The sequence below is a fragment of the Sporosarcina sp. FSL K6-1508 genome, from assembly GCF_038007465.1.
In the GTDB taxonomy this organism is placed as follows: Bacteria; Bacillota; Bacilli; order Bacillales_A; family Planococcaceae; genus Sporosarcina; species Sporosarcina psychrophila_B.
Map to the genome: position 1 here is coordinate 174,809 of NZ_JBBOXF010000001.1, position 20,920 is coordinate 195,728.

Genomic DNA, 20,920 nt, shown 5'->3' on the forward strand with positions numbered 1-20,920 from the left:
CACGACACCGATTGCAGTGTTGATCGTTGCTTTAGTTTCAGCCACCTCAGTACTTAAACCGCCACCTTTTCCCCGCATGGTACAATTCAAAACTTGAATAGAAGCCAGATATACCTGTATTTGCTTTAACAGCCCATCCTACAGCTGTTCTCAAATTCAATACGTGCTCTATTGGCGGAAGAAACATCCCCAGTCTTTTCCTCTCTGCCATCATCGGCAACACCATTCATAGCATTAACCCGTTGTCCGAGCTCCGTTGTGAGCGAGTGATTTTCTGAGTACTCCGCCCAATTAACGGCTTTAAAATCTATATCAGTCAGTCCATCGTTCATCATACCTTCTATTGATTTATTCATATTGTCCCTCTCCCTAGCAAGACTAGGGTAGTTTAATCATGATTTGCTTTAATCTATAAACCTTACTGACTTAACCAGTTTCCAAAAATGATCTTCTATACGTTTTGTATCTGCGTTACAATTTGTTTTCCAATCACTGCAATTTTAGGTAAGGAAATCTTTGAGGTGCAGCTTAACCTCGGCGATACATGAGTATGTTTCAGGAATGCAATTGCTAAAATGTTCTTTTTGACCCGATAGTTATGACTTGAGTAAATTATAATGGAAGGAAGTTATATTTAATGAAATAATATCTTTTAAAAAATATATTATCAGTAACTATGACACTCATATTACTTACTTCAATTCTACCTTTAATGGTAAAAGGAAAGATCGTGTATATTAATCTTGTACGGCAATTGTAACTGGAAGTTCCTTTTTTATCTCCATTAAAATAGTCTTATCTCCACAATTGGAAACAGGTCCTAAAAATTGTATTTGGGGCTATTGGATATAATTGAAAGTCTCTTTTAATACTTCCACATGCTCCAAAGATAATTCCGTTACTTTAGCATAGCCTGTATACCCATCTTCATTTTCACTAGATTACATGCTACTTCCCCATTAGTAGTCCGATTCCTTTGATCGAGTACGATAAGCTAAGAGACCATTTAGAATAGAACTAACTTAAAAAGTGCCCGCCATATATTGCAGAGTTCCTCCTCAAGGGGGAAAAATGATGACATTTTCGAATGGAAGGTCCGAATCGACCAATCACTCATAGCCGTATAAATAGACCTTCATTTAGACATAAATTATTAGCATGTTATACTATTGGTAGTAATACATATCCGTTTTTAACTTTATAAATGAAGTTTTTTTATGGAGGAATGAAAATGAATAAAGAAGAAATCTTTAACGAGATGATGGAGACGATCTATAAATACTCAAGAATAATAAATTCATATGAAAGTATACCCCGGCAATATGGGACCGAAGATGAGATCTATATGGTTGAAGCACATACGATCAATCTAATCGGAAATAAAATCCAAACAAACATATCAGAGCTTGCTGAACTGACGAATAAAACGAAAGGCGCACTGTCCCAAATGGTAGAACGCCTAATAAAAAAAGGAATGGTTACCAAATCGAAAAATCCCCTTGATAACCGAGAAGTGATTATCCAATTGACCAACAAAGGAAAAATCGTCTATGATTATCATAAAGAATTGGATAAGTCAGAGTACAAAAAGCTTTTAATTGAACTGGATCAATTTTCAGAGGAAGACTTTTTAAAGTATACAAAGATTTCAACCATACTTCTAAATCTAGTTAGAGTAGAATAGATCTATCCACTTTGAACCCCAAGTTCTCAGGTAATTCTGTCTACTAAAAACACATATTATTCTGATATAATTAACATATCATGCATTCGTTGTGAAAGATGCTAAATTAAAAAACAGCCACTATAATGGCTGTTTCTTAATTTAGCATTCAATCCGATGATTTTCCCCCACCATTTCTAACTTACTATCAATTCAATGGGCTATGCCAGTATTTTACGACTCGAAAGCATTCAAGGCATTTACACTATGTGCTAGCGCTGATCCCGCTTTTAAAGCTGTTGCCACCAAAATTGATTCTGCAATTTCTTCTTTAGTTGCTTTAGCCCTTTTAGCCCCTTTTACGTGCCCATCAATACAATAAGGGCAACCTGTCGTATGAGCAATAGCAACAGCAATCAACTCTTTCTCCTTCACACTAAGCAATCCGCGTTTCATTGCCAACTTATCGAAAGAAAAGAAAGCTGTAGTCGTTTCCGGATTTAGTTCAATAAACTCTGACATCCTACTGATATAAGATAACTTGTATAACTCTTCCTCTTCAATTTGGTCATACGCATTCAAAGCATTCACTCCATGAGCAAGAGCGGCACCCGCTTTTAAGGCAGTAGCAATCATGATAACTTCGGCCATTTCTTCTTTTGTCATATCGAGTTTCTTTGCTTGCTTGACATGCGAATCAATACAATAAGCACAGCCGGTTACATGCGCCACAGCTACAGCGATAAGTTCCTTCAACTTAGCAGATAAGACCCCTTCTCTTAATGCATTGTTATTAAAATTGACAAATGCATTAAATGCCTCCGGTGCCAATTCACCCATCTCACTAAGTCGGTTTTTATTTGATTTTTCATATAATGTCTCTTGTGCTGTCATTTTTCATTCCCCCCAGTTTATATTTCAGATATTTTTCGTTTCCAATACGGGACTTATTTCCACAATTGAATTGACTGCTTCTATCATTTGCTTACCTGCTCTTTCAACTATTGATCGGGAGCAAGCGAGGTTCATCCGAACAAATCCTTCACCTCCCGGCCCAAAGACATAGCCTTGATTCAATGCAACCTTTGCTTTCGAAAGGAACAGCTTTTCCAGCTCTTCGGGAGTCAGTCCCAATTCCCTGCAGTCAATCCAAGCTAGATAAGTCGCTTCTAATGGCAGAACTTTCAAGACCGGTAAGTTGGTTTCGAAATACTTGGTAATGAATTGCAAGTTTCCTTCAATATAGTCCAGAACTTCATCCAGCCATTGTCCACCGTACTTATAAGCTGCCTCTGTGGCAAGCGCCCCAAATGAGTTCGACATACCAATCGCATACTTCTCTGTTTCAGCTATGAATTTCCCTCTCAACGTCTCGCTGGAAATAATTATATTCGAAGTTTGTAGACCTGCAAGATTGAATGTCTTACTTGGTGCCGTACAAATAATGCTATTCTCCGCAAACTCTTCTGAAATAGCCGCAAATGGCGTATGTTCACCAGGCTTGAATATGAGATCAGCATGAATTTCATCCGACACAACCAAGATTCCATGTTCCATACAGATGTTACCGAGACGTTCAAGTTCCAATTTGGTCCAAACACGACCACCAGGATTATGCGGATTACAAAGTAGAATCATTTTAACCGAAGAATCTATTTTTGAAATCAAATCTTCAAAATCCATCTCATATCTATCTTCTGTAAGAAGAAGAGAATTGTATACGACCTGCCGGTTATGATTTTGAATCACTTTCATGAAAGGGTAGTATACAGGCGGTTGCACTATAATCTTGTCACCTGGTTCACTGTAAGCTTGGACGATTAAACTTAAGGCGGTAACGACACCGGGACTATGACAAATCCACTCTTTTTCAACTGACCAATTATGGCGATTTTTCATCCAGTCAATTACGGCTTTATAATAGCCCTCCTTCTTCGACGTATAGCCGAAAATACCATGTTCCGCCTGAGACTGGATCACTTTGACCACTTCATCCGGAACTTTAAAATCCATATCCGCAACCCAAAGTGGAAGTAAATCTTTTTCACCGAATAATTCCTCAGTTGCATCCCACTTCGCACATGAAGTATTAGAACGATCAATTACTTTGTCAAATTTGTATTTCATCAATAACTACCTCTATTCCATTTGTTTTTTCAACATTGCAAGTCCATTTGTAAAGTTCATTTAATAACCTACCCATCCGATTGACGAAACAACATAAAGAATGGCGGAACCGACAACAAACCAAATTAAGAATAATGGAAACATGAATTTCATCCATGAACCAAAGTTTGCCCTAGCTAAAGCGATTGCTCCAACAGTCGCACCTAAGGTCGGAACAATCAAGTTCCCTAAACCTCCGCCAAACGAAAGTGCTGTGATAAGAACTTGTGGAGTCATACCAAGTACATCCCCTACTGGTTGCATTATTGGGAGCATGACACCCATTAAACCCGAACCTGATGGAACTAAGAAATTAAATATAGATGATACAAAGAAAATGAACACCGCTGCAAACCCTAGAGAAGTCTCAGCCATTAAATTTGTCATTACATTTACAACTGTATTCAGAATATTACCTTCTTGTAAGATTACGCTGATTGTTGTTGCTAACACAATTACGACTGCTACAATGACCATATCTTGAACACCTTTTGTAAAAGAGTTAATCATTTCATCTACAGTTTTTCTCTTCAATATGAAACAGAGGACAAAGGCAATGAAAAAAGTAGTGATAAATGTATTGTTCCCATAAGTCTTAGCCCAGCCAAACACAGTGTTTCCGACAGCGAGGACAATCGGAGCAACGATGACAATTGAAAGGACCGCAACATCTTGCCAAACAACTTTTTGAACCTTATTATTAGCAATATCTTCTTTTTTCGATTCATTCAAATCGGTTAACCATTTATCATTACTCATTACACTTTTCAACGGATTCTTTAGAACCCTTTTAGCGTATAACATTACATATATTGCAGTAATGATCATAAAAATAAAAAACATAATTGTTCTAGTACCGTAACCTGAATACATAGGAACACCATCAGAAAACATTTGACCGAGCATAGCCATGCCTGCCGGGGATACAGAGAATGCCAAAAATAATGGAAGAAAAGTGACTCCTAATGCAGTTATGGGATCCAATCTCAATTTCCTCGTCAACAAAACGCCTAAGGATACAAAAACAATCATCATATCTCCACCGATAAAGAAACCAATCAATCCCATTAACGAAAATAACCCAAGAACAAGCATAGTTGGACCCGCTTTTTCAAATCTTCGAATCAAATAGTTCAGTATATTATTAATAGAGTCGAGTTGGAAAATCGCTCCGAAAAAACCACCCATAAAGAGCAATAACACAATTATCGAACTTGCTTTTACACCACCATCAAGTATTAATGTCAAAGCATATAATGGATTCACGGGCGTCTGTTCACTTAAATGGTATGTGCCCGCAATAATTTTCCCACTATCTGTATGTTCAAAACTTCCTGCCGGTACAATATAGGTTAATAAGCATGCAAACAACATCATTCCTAACATCATAACCGTCACATGTGGTAGTTGTAATTTCTTTTTAGCTTTCACAACTTTTATAACTCCTGTTGTGGCTTTATCCGTTTCTGACACATTCATTTTCTCACCCCATTATTTTAATAATGTACAAACTACTTAATTTATCAATGTGGTCTATACATTCACTTTTTTACATGAGCAGTCATAGAAATACTTCATTAATTGGAGGCAGGGTAAAAAACTTATAGATGAATATCAAGTCGGTTATGTTTAATCTAGTGGAATAAGTCTTTCACTACTCTTTCTTCAGCGTTAAAATCAATTTTTTTATCACTGTTCAAAAAGTCTAACGTATATTGAACTGTTGCAGTAACTCCCAATTTTAAAACGTCTTCATCAATATCAAAATGAGCGTTATGATGTTCTGCACCGACTCCTTTCTTAACGTTTTCGATTCCTACAAATGCGAAAACACCAGGAAAGTATTTTTGATAATAAGCAAATGGCTCTGAGGCCATCCAAGCGGGATAATGAATAAGTGCTTCTTCGCCAAGAGTAGATTTAATAGCATTGTCAGCAATTGCGGCACAAGTTTCATCGTTATTAACGAGTAAATCCTTTGCTATTGGCTTCGTAATATATTCAAACGTACAATTATGCAGGTCACATATCTTTTCCAATAGACGATTAAACTCTGTTGCAGCTCTAACGCCTTGGTTATATTGTAAGTACCTTGCCGTTCCACTAAAACGCAAATCATCCGGAATTACGTTTGCTGCTGTTCCCGCTGAAATACTTCCAATAGAATAAGTGATGGTTTGAAAAGGATCTAATGAAGTTAAACGCATTATCCGTAAATTGTTATAAAAGTCTGCAAAACAATCCAAAGGCGATATTGCTAAATCCGGTCTCGAGCCATGACCGCTTTTTCCTTTAATCACTACATCGAATAGGAAAGCTGCTGCCATCCGAGGACCCGAATCAACTGAGATTTTTCCTGAGGGTAAATCAGATTTAAGATGAATACCCCATACCCCGTCTGCCCCTATTTCAACTAATCTCGTTAATATAGCTTGTATACCAGCTCCATTTTCCTCACCTTGTTCGAAAGCTAAAATCACTTTCCCTTTCAACTTTTCTTTATTTTGAACTAATATCTTTGCTGCGCCAAGTAGCATAGCTGTATGGCCATCATGTCCACATGTATGAGCTGCATTTTCAATTTGTGAAACAACTATCTTTTTTTGATTTAAATTTGTTTCTTCTTCATTCATTGGTAAAGCATCCAAATCAGCTCTCAAAATAATAGATTTCCCGGAAGTTGCCCCTTCTATAATTCCAATAATTCCACCGTTCGAAACGATTTCGAACTCAATGCCCAATCTTTCTAACTCTTCTGTGACAACTTTTATTGTGCGTACTTCTTGTAAACTAACCTCTGGATACATATGGAGATCCCTTCTAATATCAATTACATACTGGTCTACTTTCTTAGCAAGTGAGAAGGTGTCCATATCCCCCATTTTTAATTTCAATTGGTCAACCAAGCTCGATGTCTTCATAACACTTCCTCCTTTTCAATAGTATTACTTTTACAAATAACTTTTGATATGTTACAAACTAACTCATGTCTAGTTAACACTTAAATTGAAAGGGCTTGCATAACTTAAGGGACTACTTTAGCTATCTGAAGTTAACGTTTCACTATCTCTCGACCCCCTTTGACTGAATACTTAGTAAAGTGTGGATTTAAAAATTAGTATAGCACCTTAACCAAATGTGGTCAATAAGAATTCCTAAGTGTCACATTAATTGACAAAGTCTTAATTACTAATTTCAATTGAGTCAATTTCAAAATAGGGGATTTTGAATTAAAACCCGAACAAGGCTGATTTCTACTCCAGGCGAACGCTTTCCGTTACAATCAACGGAATTCATCCATATGAACGAATAAGCAATTATGAAATTGATTCAACTAGCTAAAATATATTCCCTGCCACTATCAACAAAAGTATAAACAAAGATGGATTAGCCTAAGAGAAAGCGCTATCGGAACATAACCGGATTAAGGAATTACTTACAGAGACATACGCTGCACCAATGCTTTCTGCAATGGTTTAATAGCTATCATTTCCAGTTAAATAGCGTTCCACCGCTTGTAATTTAATTGCTACTATATATTTTGTTATAAAAACGCCCCGTAAACGTTAGTTGGTATCTATCTTTTACGGGGCAGTTCATGCTATCGAAAAACAGACATCCGCCAATTCGGATTGTCTGTTTAGTGTCGTACATTGAACCGATACACAAATACTTCGATTAAAAAGAAGCTTGATTTGCACTGAAATAAAATTGGCAGGAACGAATTTTTTCACTTTTTCCATTAAAGGCCGGGTTAATAATTCAAGCTTGGGTATATATAATACGACAAGTGCTTTAGGAGGGGAACATAAATATGACAGAACCATACTACATAACAACGTCTAAAAGAATGTGCCAAGAGTCCGGGATGGATCCGGAAGAGGTATCGAAACCAAAGAAGTTTTTAAACGAAGCAGAGTTTGAAGTGAAAAGAAAATCATATAGTGAAATTCTGTCCGTTGTGCGTTTTTTCTCAAATAAGCTGCTAAACTCCTTAAAAGGCACTCCGATACTCGTTGTTGTTTCGGATGCAAACGGTTTTCTTCTTGATATTGATGGAGATGAAACCATAAAATCTATCATTGAACAATTCGGGATCAGACTAGGTGGCCAGTTCACTCAGGAAGATACAGGCACGAATGTCATTAGTCTTTCATTGCAACAAAAGCACCCGATCAGTTTAGTTGGCGAACAACATTACCATTCGTTTCTTCATAACATTGCGTGTTACGGGTCTGCATTTCACTATACAGATGAAGATAACCTGCTTGGTAGTGTATCCATCATGATGCCTATTCCGTTTCAGAATCCACTTTTTCTATCGATGTTAACCCAAGCGATTGATTCGATTGAAAGAGAACTATTATTAAGGAAACAAAATAAGAAGCTTAATATTATGAATCAGATTATGTTAAGCAGAACAAGAAATGGAATAGTAATTACAGATGAGAACGGAATCACTACCGAGTTTAATGATTTCGCCCAAAAAATCTCAAATAACAGCAGAGAATCGGTTGTGGGAAGAAACATTTGCGAATCACATTTAACGGGAGACTATTTTAAAGAAGTACTAGAACAGGGAAAAATATTCGAAAATGAAGAAATCAAATTTAAAGATGACGCGGGTAACCTAGTCGTCTGCCTGTTCGATGCCCAACCAATTTATAAAGAAGATAAAATGATTGGCGCCTTCGGTCAGTTCAGGGACATTTCAGACCGTTATTTACTGCAGGAGAAATATAATTACTTAGCCTACCATGACGAATTAACAAAACTGCCAAACAGACGATATATTACCAGGGAGATAGGATCCATTATTGACGAGCTAAATGCAGGTCAGCAGCGAACTATGGCTCTTTTATATGTAGATTTGGATCGTTTTAAAATCGTTAACGATAACTTTGGTCATTCATATGGGGATGAGCTCCTTATTCATGTAAGTAAGCGTTTATGCAGTTGCCTCGGGGAAAAGGATACACTTGCCCGTATGGGTGGTGATGAGTTTGTTTTCCTGCTTACAGATTTTATTAGCCCTGATTATGCCACTAAAAAGGCCGAAGAGATACTCAATCTCTTTCACGTCCCTTTTCAAGTCGGCAAGAAAGAATTATATACGACAGCAAGCGTCGGGGTTGCGATTTATCCTGACTACCCCATTTCTATGGAGAAACTCATGATTTACGCAGATAATGCAATGTACCAAGCAAAACTACAAGGTAAAAATCGCTATGTCGTTCATACCTCCGAATTATTAGAAGACATGATGGATGAATACAGTCTCGAAATCGATTTAAGGAGAGCACTTGAAAATAATGAGTTCGTTCTTCATTATCAGCCGCAAATTCATAACCAGACCGGTAAATTAGTTGGATTTGAAGCGTTAATCCGCTGGCAACATCCTAGGTTAGGTCTGCTTTTTCCTGCGAAATTTATCAAACTGGCTGAAGAAAACGGATTGATCACCCAAATTGGAGAATGGGTCATCAATGAAGCATGTTTCCAAAACAAAAAATGGCAGGATGCCGGAATGGTACCGATAAAAGTTTCTGTTAATCTCTCCACACAGCAATTTCTTACTAGACATCTCATTACATTCGTGGAAGAGGTTCTGGAACGAACAGCACTCGACCCGCAATATTTCGTAGTCGAGATCACCGAATATATGGCGATGGAATATGAATACTCTATTCTCGTACTAAAAAAGCTGAAATCTCTCGGCATCGGCATTAGTATTGATGATTTTGGGACTGGCTATAGCTCGCTGAATTATCTTAAAAACTTCCCGATTGATTATATTAAGATTGACAAATCCTTCATTAGTGAATTAATGAACGATTCGAATGATGCCATTATTGTAAACGCAATTATCATGTTAGCCCACAACCTTCATAAGGAAGTGATTGCAGAAGGAGTTGAAACAAAGGAACAGCTCGACTTCCTGACAAATCACCAGTGTGATATAACACAAGGCTATTTCTTCAGCAAGCCACTTCCAGCTGAGGAAATCGAGATGATTTATTTAGGACGACAAGGATAATAGGGGGCACATACAACATGAAAACGATTGCATCCATATTAGTAGCGAATTTTAAGCATTGGGGTATTAATCATATTTTCGGCATTCCGGGAAAAGCAATATCCCCCATATTATTTGAGATATTAACACATGACCTGGAATTTGTATTAAGTAAACACGAAGCAGCTGCAGGGTTTGAAGCTTCTGGCTACGCCTTAATGAACCAGAAAATCGGGGTTGCAGTTGGTACGTCTGGGCCTGGTGGGACCAACCTGCTGACAGCTGCCGGTCAGGCGAAAGCCTCTAATCTCCCTTTGCTAATTATCACAGGACACCCTTCGATGAAAGATACTGGAAAAGCAATGGGACAGGACTCCAGCCTTTTCGGTACCGATCTTGTGGGTATGTTCAATTCTGTCACCAAGTTCAGTGCACGGATAGAACGAGGTGATATGCTACAGCCCTTCCTACAGCATGCCCTTGAAAAAGCGGTATCGGGTGTGAAAGGACCTGTTCATCTGTCCATCCCATTTGATATTTTACTAGAAGAGATTGAACCATTCCGACTGGATTTTCCAGTCTCACATGAGATGATTTCACCCAAAACTAGTGATGTAATCGGAAAACTGAATGCAGCCAAGCGCCCCCTTCTATTCCTGGGAAAAGGCGTTCATTCCAGCAAGGCTTACAAAGAAGTGCAGCATCTTGCTGAGCATTGGAACATCCCAGTCATCACCACACCAGGTGGAAAAGGGTCATTCCCATCCAATCATAAGCTCTCTTTAGGGGCATTCGGATTGGGTGGTACCGTGGAAGCAACAGCATACTTTAATGAGCGAGTAGACTTACTCATTATCATCGGATCAAGACTAAGTGACATGTCGATCGCCGGCTTATCCGAAGCAATGTATCCAGAGCATATCATTCACTTCGACTACGACCCAACCTTTATCGGGAAATCAATCCCAGTACCAACTACTCCTGTGCTTGGCGATATAAAATCTAATCTTACAGCGATTTTAAAGGATATACCGGATACAAACAGCGAAGCCTTTTTATCACCAATCGAGTTGATCCCAATTCAGGCTAATTCTCCAGGAGAGAGAATGTCTGCAGTACAAGTATTACGGGCGATGCGTAACACACTCCCAGATGACGCGATTATTTTTGGAGATGATGGAAGCCACTCTTTCTACGGCATCAAATACTTTGATATTTACAAACCAGGGACTTTCTTCTTTGATGATATATTCGGTGCGATGGGCAACGGTATCGGCTATTCCATAGGAGCAAAACTGGCAGCTCCCGAGAAAACAATTGTCTGCTTAGTCGGTGATGGATGTATGTTCATGCACGGTACGGAACTTTCGACAGCATACAATTATAGCTCCCCTGTCCTGTTCATCGTTTTGAATAATGGACGATTGGACATGGTGGAAAAAGGAATGCATAAAATGATTGGCTCGTCCATCGGCGGTGTTTATGAAACCCCACTCGACGTAGCCAAATTTGCAGAATCAATGGGATTACAAGCAACTACATGCCATAATCCTTATGATTTAACTGATGCTATAAAAGAAGCGTTACATATGATCAAAGAAACCAACAAACCGATCGTAATTGAAGCATTAGTTCTTGAAAATGAAATTCCACCAACTATGGGGAGGCAGTAATATGGAAAATAACAAACGATACGAGTCCGGTTTAAAGGCAATGGAGGAATTATTCTCCCAAGATGTACGTACGGGCATGGAAGGAATGAAAAAGATTTCACCTGACTTTTGGGAGATGATTGTATCCTTCGGCTTTGGCGATCTGTACGCTAGAAAAAGTCTTTCCCTCTCACAACGGGAAATCATAACACTCACTACACTAATCACACAGGGCGCTTTTGATCAGCTTAAAGTTCACTTGCAGGCAGCCCTGAACGTCGGCCTCTCAAAAGAAGAAATTATCGAAGTCATTATCCATTGTGCCGGCTATGTCGGCTTCCCAAAAGCCGTCCAGGCAATGGGAATCGCTGGGGAGATTTTTGATAAGAATGAATAGATTTTGTCGGTGTCAGAAGGCTAGCTGGGCTTGGTACAAAGATTAATAATTTACACATTCTAAAAAAACAGACAAAAAACCAGACACTTTTTTCAATTTTTCTGGTTTTTCTATTGTAATGAGATTGGTTGGACGCTTCCCGGTTTTGTTGGACACCTCTATTTTTTCGTTGGAGACTCCCCCGTTTGTTTAATATAGTGCTATAATTAGCAAGTTATTTTATTTTCATGGGAGATGTACAGATGAATCATTCATTACCTTCTCAATCGCCCCGTTCCAAAAAGACGATTGTTTACATTTTGATATTTTTGTTGATTGCCATTGCGGGATTGGCCTATTTGAAATGGATTCCGTATTATAGCAAAAGCATTTTGGCCATTAATTCTCATTCAATCGGGGATTCCATTTTGGGCGATCCGTCTGCGTCAGGAACTTTCTCTTGGGAAGGCGCTTGGTCTTATGCCTTGGTCTATTTCAATTCCGTTTGGAAAGCAGCTGTTTTAGGTATTCTATTGGGATCTTTGGTGCAGGTATTGTTGCCGGCAAACTGGTTGCTCAGAGTACTTGGAAAAACTTCATTTGGCAGCACGGCAATTGGAGGCCTTTCTTCACTTCCAGGCATGATGTGTACCTGTTGTGCTGCACCGGTTGCTGTTGGATTACGCAAGAAAAATGTCTCTGTCGGGGCTAGCCTTGCTTTTTGGCTCGGCAACCCGACCTTGAACCCCGCCACGCTGATTTTCATGACATTTGTTTTATCTTGGAAATTCACTTTACTCCGCCTGGTGTTCGGTGTAATTTTGACTTTTGGTGTCAGCTATCTGGCCAATCGTTTTGTGCCTGCTGTAAAACAGGTGGATATCGATAAAATCATGAAAGAAGCGGATGTAGAGGAGACAGGCTCCTTCATTTCGAGATGGATGAAAAGCTTAGGAAAAATGACTTTGTATATTCTTCCGGCCTATATCCTATCCGTTCTATTGATGGGGGCAGTTCGTGTATGGTTATTCCCGCATGTGAGCGAAGCCTCTGCCAATACCATTTTTACAATTATCATTTTTGCAATTGCAGGTATGTTGTTTGTGATTCCGACAGCTGCGGAAATTCCTATTATCCAAACGTTCATGTCCTTTGGGCTCGGCGGTGGTCCGGCTGCAGCACTCTTAATCACATTACCCTCTATCAGTCTGCCATCCCTGTTGTTAGTTGCAAAGTCCTTCCCTAAAAGAGTCTTGTTTTTTGTAGCAGGATCCGTGGTATTGCTAGGAATACTATGCGGTGTGATTGGTATGTATATTTTATAAGGGATAGTTATTCGCAACGCCTATGCACGGGACGAAATATGTCTCTTGCACTGGCGTTTTTTTATCGGAATACAAGACACATTGTATTCGTGTTAGGCGCAAGCGCAAGCAATTCAACTAGTTGGCTAAGTATACTAAGCAACAGCTCTAAATAGTCTTATTAGCCTTGCAGCAAGATTTAGTGGAAACGGTGACAGGTATACATATGCTTTAACGTTTATTTTATTGGTGGAAGCTACCTGCGGTGAACGTAATGACAACCAACACATTCGAATAAATATACACAGAAACCAGGTATTCGCCTGTATATCTGACCGTTATGCTATTAGTATACAATTGGGGTTTGCTTTCTAAATACTGTCATGCATAGTTACCTTAAATTTAGTTCTGTAAACGACTTCATGATAAATTTTACAATCCATGTATCCTTTCCTTTCTCTTCACTCTAAATAAATGAAATTCAAAAAGTCAGCTATATAGTCAACAACTTTAAGTGGATACACTAAATGAAAGGCAGCTGCGCTTGACAAAAAGACAAGCAATTTATACATACACAAAAACCAGACATCCAACAGCTTGTCTGGTCTTCATTCTATTATTATGTAGTTTTAGTTTACTTTCAGAATCGTGTTGCGCAAAGCGTCTCTGAAATTGATCCAGAATCCAACGAAAACTACCTTACTCCCCCACTTTAATTGGGAATAGTGAACTAATCAACAAATGTGAGTAAAACCATACATTTCTCCATACATTTTAGGGTACTTTCAGAATAGTTACCATCTGCTCGCCCTTATTGTAATCGTTTCACTTTCGCCCCATATAATTCCTTTTCCTGTTGCATCAAGTAACTTATGCTCATCAGCGTGTGCAGGCGTTGCTTTTGCTTTAAGATGACGTTTTTCGAGACTTTTACTTGAATAGATGTCCCGTCCATGAACGTTACAACTGATTTCCCCTTTGCAACTTCCTCGACGTTGAGCCGATGATTAAAAATCCAGACACAATCCGGATTTTTTGGCGATTCCGTCGGGAAAACCCCGATTTCGTTTGGTGCTATAATAAACGGCGTTTTCTTAGAATATTTCATCACAGTCGATACAGCGTTTATACGCCCCTCTCTCGTTGATAAATTATGAAGGCACGCCTGATCCAGTAGTTTTGTTGGTGTCAATTTAGAAAAATATGTGCCATGCGTTGTTATGATTTTGGATTGATAGTCCCCAGTGAAAACTGATTTAAGCGCCAATACTCGTCCATCAATTAAATAAGAATCACAGTTTAGCAAGTTAAAATCCCCCTTTTTCTCTGTTATATATACATTACCATTTCCCTATACCAATTCATAGTCAAAATTAATTAAAAATGGTGAATAATACAATTTTAGTAGTTCATATGTCATTTACGACTCTCTCGTTCATCACATACGGCATGCCAAACATCACGTATGCGCATTGGATTCCCTATTTCGAATGAACTACGATGTAGTCACCCGGGAATACAAAGCATCGTGCACGGTCTGAAAGGCCGCTCAAATGTTGAACTTTGAAGACGTTTTGAATAAGTACGAACCAATGATATCCGCATCTCTCCGCAAACTGAATATTTACCGTGATCATGACAGTTTCAGGCAAGCAGCCAGGGTCGCTTTATGGCATGCATGGAACCGCTTTGACGAAACGAAAGGGAATTTCACGCCGTTTGCCTATCGAAGCATTCGGGGCGCCATGTTAGATGAAATAAAAAAGGAAAACAAATTTGAGGAGTATGTAATGCAAATCGAGGACGAGGCCTTGGTGTATATAATCGAGACCGAATTCGATGTCCATTATGGAGCAACGAATGGGCTCGCAGAAGCGCTGGACATATTGCATCCGACTGAGCGAGAACTTATTCACTGGTTATTCATCGAAGGGTTCACGCTTAGCGAATGTGCTGAAAGAATTGGCATTACCGTTGCGGGAATAAAGAAGAGGAGGCAGCGGATACTGGCGAAGTTGAGACGTGAATTCGTGTAAGAAAAAGGATGGCAACTGTTTAATCCAGTTGCCTTCTTTTTAATGCAATTACAGTTGCCCAAATAACACCGCACGCAAAAAACTTTTTCGCGCCGACGTATCCTAACCTCCAATTTTCTTCTATATAAAGAATAAAGGGGTTACTTCCAATGAAAACTTACCTAACAGAATACGCACACTTCACAAACACAAATGACTTTCAATAAAAGTGCAGTTAATGACGAACAATTAAATACAAAAAAGGATTAGACATTCAATTTCATGTCTAATCCTTTTCCATATACCGATACAATTACCGTTTGCTTTCTGAATAGAAACAGACATTGGATGACCGTTACTTTTCCTTCGTTTTTTTATCCCCTTGCAATTGGAATTGAAATTGAGTGATCTCCACCCATGATTGCTGGAATTGCACCCTTTTCACGGATCTTGCTAACCACATACTCAATAGCCTCAAACCATCCCGACAACCCGGATCTTCAATGATGCCAGGGAAAGTAAACCCATTAATGGCTGAAGTCATTAACCAAAATGCCTTTCAGACAATCGGAAATGATAACACCATATGTCTTGCATCCTAAGCTGGTCAACTGGAACTGAATGTCATGGAACCCGTACTCATTTTCAACTTACTGCATTCCATTAACATCATAAAAAATGGATTTCAGGTATTTACCAATTATTGTGTTTCAGGAATCGAGGCAAACGAAACACAAATGAAAGACTATGATGAAAAAAGTGTGGGCGTTATTACAGCCATTAATCCACATATGGGATATGAAACGGCTACAAAAATAATACGTGAAGCGATTATAGATAATAAGTCGGTTCTCAACTTTGTAAACAATACGAGGTTTAATCTGAAGACGAACTAAACCTCATTTTAGATCCTTATGAAATGACCAACCCTGGAATTTCTGGAGGACTGGTGATTAAATAAAGATACTTTGAATAAAAAAACAAGACAAATACAGTGAGTTGCCTTTTTCTACAAGCCATTATTGGTTCGCTTTGGACAAAGTGCCCGCTACACGATTACTGAGAAATCAAGCGCTAAAATAAGTGACTTCGTCACTTATTTTAGCGCTCTTTTCGGTAATCGTGTTACCATTAGTTTACCTTCGCTCCCCTATAATGAACATAGAAGAAGAGCTCTTGCTTTCAATATGAATGAATAGATTCTTCTCTATTCATTTTCAAAGCGCCCGAAGATAATATTTCGGGCGCCCCCCCTTTTTCTATGGTTTGTCCATTACAATTTAACTGAAGACATATCGAAGCAACTTGCCCGACTATCGGGTGTCCTATATATCGGACCGAATATTGTGGACCGTCACTCGTCGCAGTCTATTATGTATTGCTTACATTGAGGATGCAGTGATTTTCAATAACAAACGCCGGTGACTGTGCATGAAATTAGTTTCCGCCATTTTTCTAATGATGTCTAATCGCCTGATCTGAGGATATAACATTAACCCCCATTAGAATGCGCCAATACTTGGTATACAAATAAGGAGCTGTTTGTCACACAGCCCCTTGTTTATCATTTCAAATGTTATATTAACGATATCCAGCTAATGATGGTAAGAATGATGAAAACCATGGGAAATAGGTTACCAGCATAAGAACAACAAAAATAGCTCCATAAAACTTTAAAAGATGTGGCATAACTTTTTCCAATTTCCTATCGGCCACTTTAATACCGGCAAAAAGAATATTCCCTACTGGTGGGGTAATCGTTCCAATACATAGATTAAACGTAAGCATAATTCCAAAATGTAAAGGTGTCATACCTAATGCTAAACAAACAGGAAGTAAAATAGGTGTGAAAATTAAAATCGCAGGCGTAAGATCCAAAAATGTACCTACAAATAGTAATAAAAGATTTATGGCCAACAAGATAATGATAGGATTATCAGAAATCCCTAATATGACATCAGCCATCATGTTAGGGATTCCAGTAAATGACATGACCCAGCCCATAATATTAGAAGCGCCGATTAAGAACATAATAATCGCTGACAACTTCGCGCTATCAACTAGAATTGTATATAATTCTTTAATTTTTAACGTTTTATAAAAAATAGTGGATAAAAGCAAGGTGTAGACAACTGCGAATGCGGCACTTTCTGTAGCAGTGAATATACCACCAACAATCCCACCAATAACAATAATAATCAAAAACAGGCTTGGTATTGCATCTAGTGTAACTCTAATAAATTCCTTAAATGATATTGGTTTTGTATCGATATATCCTTTCTTCTTTGTATAAAAATAAGCCACAACCATACAACTTAAACCCCATAATATACCTGGAAGTATGCCTCCAAGAAAAAGAGCTGCAACTGAAGTTCCACCACTCACCAACGCGTAGGTTATTAAAGCAGTACTGGGTGGAATTAACAGTCCAGTAGGTGCGGTTGCGATGTTAATTGCCGCTGTAAAGTCCTCATCATAGCCCTTCTCTTTTTGAATGGGACTCATAATTGTTCCCATTGCAGATACAGCCGCTGTTCCCGAGCCAGATACTGATCCAAATAGCATATTGGCTACTACATTGGTATGAGCTAATGAGCCCGGAATTCTCCCTGTCATTGCAGTTGCTAGATTGATTAAACGAAGGGCAATGCCTCCCTTATTCATTATATTTCCCGCCAGAATAAAGAAAGGTATTGCTAATAGTGTAAAGATATTAATCCCCTGAAACATTTTTAATGCAGAGGAGGGAACCGCTGCCGAAAAACCCAACGATTGCGTAATAGCTAATATTGATGCAACAATCAATGTAATACCAATTGGAATACCCAATAGTAGTAGAACAACAATCGTCACAAGGATCAATAAAGCTGCTGATACCGCTACACTCATTGTAATTCCTCCTTTTCACTATCGTTAAATTTCTGGATAGCTTGAATAATATTTAATAAATTGTAGATTATAATCAAAATACCACTGAGTGGAAGAATTGCATAAACAAAGTCCATAGTAATATTTAAGGTAGGTGAAGTCTGTAGTGAACCTACTCCGACAAAATCTTTTCCTCCGACTAAAAAGACAATTACTGCAATCGCTATAATCAGCAATTCAGTAAAAATTGATAAGACAAGCCCGCTTGCTCCTTTAAACTTATCTGAAAGTAGGGATAGTCTCATATGATCTTTTTGTCCAAAGACGAGTGCAGCGCCTAGCAAGGATACCCAAACAAATGAATAACTCAGCATATCTTCTGACATTGTACTCGGAGCTTTGAAGACGTATCGCGTAATTACCTGGTACGTCGCAAGTACAGTCATAAAAGCTAATAATAGTGCACATATCGCTGCTAGAACTTTATCCATAACACTTCTTATTTTCTCCATTATCATCCACTCCTTTCATTTAGTTCTGGATTTTTTGGACTATGTCATACAGGTTTTGCAATTCCGAGTTTCCATTCAATAATTCTTCTTTTACCGGCTTTTGTAGTTCTTCAAATGGTTCTTTATCCACTGTAATAAACTCTACTCCCATCTGTGTTGCCTCCTCGATCGCTTCTGAAATAAGATTGTCCCATTCTCCATTTGCAACCTCGGTACTCAATTTGAAAGCATTTTGAAAAACTTCTTCTTCTTCATCCGTCAATGAATCCATAAATATTGTACTTGCCACAAACATATCTGTAAAAATCTGATGTTCTGTCCGAGAATAGTATTTTGCGACCTCTCCATGCTTCATATTAACAAGTGCCATCTCAGGATTGGTTCCAGCATCAATCACCTTATTTTGTAATGCAGTATAGACTTCACCGTATGCCAAAACAACTGCCGCTGCATCAAAGCCTTGTACCATCTTTACGTTGGCCTCACTTGACTGCACACGAACTTTCAAGCCTTTCAGGTCTTTCGGTGTTTCAATTTTTTTCGATGAATAGAAATTATTAACACCATTAGCAAACCAAGTAACTCCCTGAATTCCCTTATCAGTTGTAGACTCGTAAATCTTGTCTATAAATTCTTCTTCGTCCATAACTTTGCGAAAACTTGCTTCATCTTTAAATAAATAAGGTAAACTGAAAATCTTATATTCATCAGCAAATGCTTCTAAATTGCTTCCACTTGTAACAACCATGTCCAAGGATCCCATCTGTAGTAATTCAAGCGCCTCTGAATTTCCACCAATTACACCATTGGTAAAGATTTTTATTTCAATTCTGTCGCCCAGTTTTTCCTCTACATACTCTTTAAATGCATTCAAACCTAGAACGATGGAATGGTTTTCCGGCTGAACTGTAGCTATGCTGATAATTCGTTTTCTGCCTATTTCTTCACCACTAACCGAAGAAGAACATCCAGCCACTACTAGCATCAAAAACAAGCATAGAACGACAGCTATAAATTTTTTTATCATTTTCATACAATCATCCCCCTTACAATATTTCGTTACCTCTCACTATTCTTCCTTTGCAACAAGAGAGCTTAATAGATTAAATAAGAAGTAGTTGCTAAATGTTTCACCTTGCCTACATCTTGTAAGCGCTTACTTTGTATGTAGATTTATTATGCTGCGTAGACATTTTTGTAATTTAAGTGCTTTTATAAGTTACAAACCATATAGAAACCTCTTGGTACATAGAGTTGTTCTTTTCGCCATCAAACGGGCACAACTTATGGTATCAAGAGGTTTTTTATTAATATTTCTTTGTGAATGATTTACCTAGTTATACTAGCAATTCGCCATCTTTCATAATGAAGCGATCATCAATCTCGCAGGTCACGGTCTTAATTACCAAATCCAAATGCAATGGGGAGTTTACATGACCACCAAAGTTCAAATTCTTTCCAATACCAATATGGATATTTCCAAAAGAACCTTCATCCGGCGCCATATGCCCACAGAGGAAATTCTCTTTATTTAATCCAAGACCTAGTTCTGCAATATTATAAACTGTCGGATCATTGAAATCAGCTAAGAGTTTACGTAATATATCTGCTTCACGCCCACCCAATATTTCTGTAATAAACCCGTCCTTCACTATACATTTGACCGGCTCATCAATTAAGTTTAATAAAGGATGTGGAATACTTCCGTCAAATACTAATACGCCATTAGCCGTCCCTTCAACCGGTCCCAACGCAACTTCTGCATTCGGAGGAAATGAAGCGGCTCCAGGCACAATTGCCGTTCCATGATCCAAAACAGGCTCACGTCCTTCTATACTACAAACCATATTGGTTCCACCAGGTGCAGTAAGTGTAAACGTTTTCCCTTTATAAAAAGGAGCCACACGATTAACTACCCTTGTAACCTCGTCAAAATCCGCCGTTAATCCTCCTGACTCAAACATATGAAGGGCATAATCCTGAAGTCCAATCCAGCGTAATCGTCCATTTTTACTTGCATCTAAACGGGCTTTTGAATGATATAGAGACATCGTGGTTGCACCAAACGCAACATCACAATTATTTAATGCTGCTGTGACAGCTTCCGTAGGTTCAGCACCGTGCCCTTCCCTTGGAGTCATTACAATCATAGTTGTTTCAAAAAACATTTTAGCATATTTATATACGAACTCACCGATTTCTTTTTTATTATCATCAGTGATGACAAGTACCTTTTCTCCTTCTTTTAAATGTGTAATACTAGTAAACAATTGTCTGATACCCAATGGCACTTCTTTTAGCATTTCTTTCATAGCTCTTTTCTCCTTTTTGTGTCAATTTTTAATTTA

Annotated in this window: 17 protein-coding genes and 1 pseudogene; 7 read left to right on the forward strand and 11 right to left on the reverse strand. The window is 38.5% G+C overall.

Going from position 1 to position 20,920, the window contains the following annotated elements:
- Nucleotides 1-125: 125 nt before the first annotated feature.
- Nucleotides 126-356 carry a hypothetical protein gene (locus MKZ11_RS00705; RefSeq protein ID WP_340792163.1) on the reverse strand — a complete coding sequence of 77 codons (231 nt, stop codon included), beginning with the start codon at nucleotides 354-356 and terminating at the stop codon, nucleotides 126-128.
- Between the two features lie 875 nt (nucleotides 357-1,231).
- Here MKZ11_RS00705 and MKZ11_RS00710 point away from each other — a divergent pair.
- Nucleotides 1,232-1,684, forward strand: a complete 453-nt coding sequence (locus tag MKZ11_RS00710) for a MarR family winged helix-turn-helix transcriptional regulator (protein ID WP_340792164.1) — start codon at nucleotides 1,232-1,234, stop codon at nucleotides 1,682-1,684.
- A 213-nt stretch (nucleotides 1,685-1,897) separates the two neighbouring features.
- Here the strand turns inward: MKZ11_RS00710 and MKZ11_RS00715 are convergent, their stop codons facing one another.
- From MKZ11_RS00715 to MKZ11_RS00730, 4 genes are all read right to left on the reverse strand, one after another.
- Nucleotides 1,898-2,557, reverse strand: coding sequence for a carboxymuconolactone decarboxylase family protein (locus MKZ11_RS00715; RefSeq protein ID WP_340792165.1), 660 nt, complete (start codon nucleotides 2,555-2,557; stop codon nucleotides 1,898-1,900).
- 24 nt (nucleotides 2,558-2,581) lie between these two features.
- On the reverse strand, nucleotides 2,582-3,790 hold the full coding sequence (locus MKZ11_RS00720; protein ID WP_340792166.1) for a MalY/PatB family protein: 1,209 nt from the start codon (nucleotides 3,788-3,790) through the stop codon (nucleotides 2,582-2,584).
- Nucleotides 3,791-3,850: 60 nt separating this feature from the next.
- Nucleotides 3,851-5,308, reverse strand: coding sequence for a Na+/H+ antiporter NhaC family protein (locus tag MKZ11_RS00725; RefSeq protein ID WP_340792167.1), 1,458 nt, complete (start codon nucleotides 5,306-5,308; stop codon nucleotides 3,851-3,853).
- Between the two features lie 155 nt (nucleotides 5,309-5,463).
- The gene (locus tag MKZ11_RS00730) at nucleotides 5,464-6,750 is read right to left on the reverse strand and encodes an amidohydrolase (protein WP_340792168.1); all 1,287 of its coding nucleotides are present in this window, start codon (nucleotides 6,748-6,750) and stop codon (nucleotides 5,464-5,466) included.
- Nucleotides 6,751-7,643: 893 nt separating this feature from the next.
- On the opposite strand from MKZ11_RS00730, the gene MKZ11_RS00735 reads away from it, so the two are divergent.
- The 4 genes from MKZ11_RS00735 (at nucleotide 7,644) to MKZ11_RS00750 (ending at nucleotide 13,198) form a co-directional block, all read left to right on the forward strand.
- The gene (locus MKZ11_RS00735) at nucleotides 7,644-9,866 is read left to right on the forward strand and encodes an EAL domain-containing protein (protein ID WP_340792169.1); all 2,223 of its coding nucleotides are present in this window, start codon (nucleotides 7,644-7,646) and stop codon (nucleotides 9,864-9,866) included.
- Between the two features lie 17 nt (nucleotides 9,867-9,883).
- Nucleotides 9,884-11,518, forward strand: coding sequence for a thiamine pyrophosphate-binding protein (locus tag MKZ11_RS00740; protein ID WP_340792170.1), 1,635 nt, complete (start codon nucleotides 9,884-9,886; stop codon nucleotides 11,516-11,518).
- A 1-nt stretch (nucleotide 11,519) separates the two neighbouring features.
- A complete protein-coding gene (locus MKZ11_RS00745) occupies nucleotides 11,520-11,894 on the forward strand; it encodes a carboxymuconolactone decarboxylase family protein (protein ID WP_340792171.1) in 375 nt (124 codons plus the stop codon).
- Nucleotides 11,895-12,136: 242 nt separating this feature from the next.
- On the forward strand, nucleotides 12,137-13,198 hold the full coding sequence (locus tag MKZ11_RS00750; protein ID WP_445327018.1) for a permease: 1,062 nt from the start codon (nucleotides 12,137-12,139) through the stop codon (nucleotides 13,196-13,198).
- A 790-nt stretch (nucleotides 13,199-13,988) separates the two neighbouring features.
- Here the strand turns inward: MKZ11_RS00750 and MKZ11_RS00755 are convergent.
- Complete coding sequence (locus tag MKZ11_RS00755; RefSeq protein WP_340792173.1) at nucleotides 13,989-14,483, reverse strand: competence protein ComK; 495 nt, start codon at nucleotides 14,481-14,483, stop codon at nucleotides 13,989-13,991.
- Between the two features lie 247 nt (nucleotides 14,484-14,730).
- Here MKZ11_RS00755 and MKZ11_RS00760 point away from each other — a divergent pair, with 247 nt between their 5' ends.
- Nucleotides 14,731-15,213, forward strand: coding sequence for a sigma-70 family RNA polymerase sigma factor (locus MKZ11_RS00760; RefSeq protein WP_340792174.1), 483 nt, complete (start codon nucleotides 14,731-14,733; stop codon nucleotides 15,211-15,213).
- Nucleotides 15,214-15,566: 353 nt separating this feature from the next.
- On the opposite strand, the gene MKZ11_RS00765 is transcribed toward MKZ11_RS00760, so the two are convergent.
- Nucleotides 15,567-15,653, reverse strand: a complete 87-nt coding sequence (locus MKZ11_RS00765) for an arginase family protein (RefSeq protein WP_340796873.1) — start codon at nucleotides 15,651-15,653, stop codon at nucleotides 15,567-15,569.
- 18 nt (nucleotides 15,654-15,671) lie between these two features.
- On the opposite strand from MKZ11_RS00765, the pseudogene MKZ11_RS00770 reads away from it, so the two are divergent.
- Nucleotides 15,672-16,153 (forward strand): annotated as a pseudogene (locus MKZ11_RS00770) (lyase family protein); the annotation flags it as partial.
- Between the two features lie 620 nt (nucleotides 16,154-16,773).
- Here the strand turns inward: MKZ11_RS00770 and MKZ11_RS00775 are convergent.
- The 4 genes from MKZ11_RS00775 to MKZ11_RS00790 all read right to left on the reverse strand — a co-directional run bounded on the left by MKZ11_RS00775 (nucleotide 16,774) and on the right by MKZ11_RS00790 (nucleotide 20,884).
- Nucleotides 16,774-18,081 (reverse strand): TRAP transporter large permease, encoded by a 1,308-nt coding sequence (locus MKZ11_RS00775; RefSeq protein ID WP_340792175.1) that lies wholly within the window; start codon nucleotides 18,079-18,081, stop codon nucleotides 16,774-16,776.
- On the reverse strand, nucleotides 18,078-18,572 hold the full coding sequence (locus tag MKZ11_RS00780; RefSeq protein WP_340792176.1) for a TRAP transporter small permease: 495 nt from the start codon (nucleotides 18,570-18,572) through the stop codon (nucleotides 18,078-18,080). Before MKZ11_RS00780 ends, MKZ11_RS00775 begins: the two co-directional genes overlap by 4 nt.
- A gap of 19 nt (nucleotides 18,573-18,591) precedes the next feature.
- Nucleotides 18,592-19,605, reverse strand: coding sequence for a TRAP transporter substrate-binding protein (locus tag MKZ11_RS00785; RefSeq protein ID WP_340792177.1), 1,014 nt, complete (start codon nucleotides 19,603-19,605; stop codon nucleotides 18,592-18,594).
- 304 nt (nucleotides 19,606-19,909) lie between these two features.
- Nucleotides 19,910-20,884 carry an aminopeptidase gene (locus tag MKZ11_RS00790; protein WP_187045733.1) on the reverse strand — a complete coding sequence of 325 codons (975 nt, stop codon included), beginning with the start codon at nucleotides 20,882-20,884 and terminating at the stop codon, nucleotides 19,910-19,912.
- Nucleotides 20,885-20,920: the final 36 nt, after the last annotated feature.